General features: G+C 68.2%; 1 protein-coding gene. It reads left to right on the top strand.

The annotated features are described in order from the left end of the window. Positions 1-23: 23 nt before the first annotated feature. On the top strand, positions 24-1417 hold a 1394-nt coding region (locus RF647_RS18970), incomplete at its 3' end, for a sugar porter family MFS transporter (protein ID WP_368813090.1).

Here is a 1417-nt window from a genome sequence, read left to right on the forward strand (position 1 = left end):
CACCCCGGGAAGCAGCCGCTGCGCTGCCTCCCCTCACCTCCGGGCCGCATCGCAAGCGCCTCGGTCTCATCTCCGTCGTCGCCTGCTTCGGCGGCCTACTCTTCGGCTACGACACCGGGGTGATCAACGGTGCGCTCCGCCCGATGTCGGAGGAGCTCGGCCTCACCCCGTTCACCGAGGGCGTGGTCACCAGCTCGCTGGTCTTCGCCGCCGCCGTCGGCGCGCTGTCCGGCGGCCGCCTCTCGGACGCCTGGGGACGCCGCAAGACCATCCTCCTGCTGGCCGTCCTGTTCTTCGTCGGCACGATGATCGTCGTCTTCACCCCGAGCTACGAGATCCTCGTGGTGGGGCGTATCTGCCTGGGCCTGGCCGTGGGCGGCGCCTCGGGCGTGGTGCCCGTCTTCCTCGCGGAGCTGGCCCCCTACGAGATCCGCGGCTCGATCGCCGGACGCAACGAGGTGGCCATCGTGATCGGCCAGCTCTCGGCGTTCGTGATCAACGCGATCATCGGCAACGTCTTCAGCGACGTCACCGGGGTCTGGCGGATCATGTTCGCGATCTCCGCGCTGCCGGCCGTGGCGCTGTTCATCGGGATGCTCCGGATGCCGGAGTCCCCGCGCTGGCTCGTCGAGAAGGGCCGGCACGCCGAGGCCCTCGAGGTGCTCAAGACGGTGCGCTCCGAGGACCGGGCGATCGCCGAGCTCGGCGAGGTCGAGCACATCACCGAGGAGGAGCGCGCCGAGAACCAGATCGGGCTGGGTGCGATCCTGACCAACAAGCACCTGGTCCGCATCATGCTCGTCGGCATCGGCCTCGGCATCGCCCAGCAGCTCACCGGCATCAACTCGATCATGTACTACGGGCAGATCGTGCTGATCGAGTCGGGCTTCAGTGCGAACGCGGCCCTCATCGCCAACATCGCCCCCGGCGTGATCGCCGTGGTCGGCGGCTTCATCGCGCTGTACATGATGGACCGGCTCGACCGGCGCAAGACCTTCATGATCGGCCTCACCCTCACCACCACCTGCCACCTGCTGATCGGGATCGCCGCGATGACGCTGGAGGAGGGCAACCCGCTGCGGCCCTGGGTGATCCTGGCCCTCGTGGTGGCCTTCGTCGGCTCCATGCAGACGTTCCTCAACGTCGCGGTCTGGGTGTATCTCTCCGAGGTGTTCCCCCTGCACATGCGCGGCTTCGGGATCGGCGTGTCCATCTTCGCGCTGTGGGTCGCCAACGGCGTCCTCTCGCTCTACTTCCCTTCCCTGGTCGCCGCGGTCGGCATCACCGGCACGTTCTTCCTCTTCGCCGGAGTCGGCGTGCTGGCGCTGATCTTCGTCTACACCCAGGTCCCGGAGACCCGGGGACGCACGCTCGAGGCCCTCGAGGAGGACGTCTCGACCGGCGCGATCTACACGGT

Source organism: Kocuria sp. CPCC 205263 (genome assembly GCF_040981075.1).
Classification (GTDB): Bacteria; Actinomycetota; Actinomycetes; order Actinomycetales; family Micrococcaceae; genus Kocuria; species Kocuria rosea.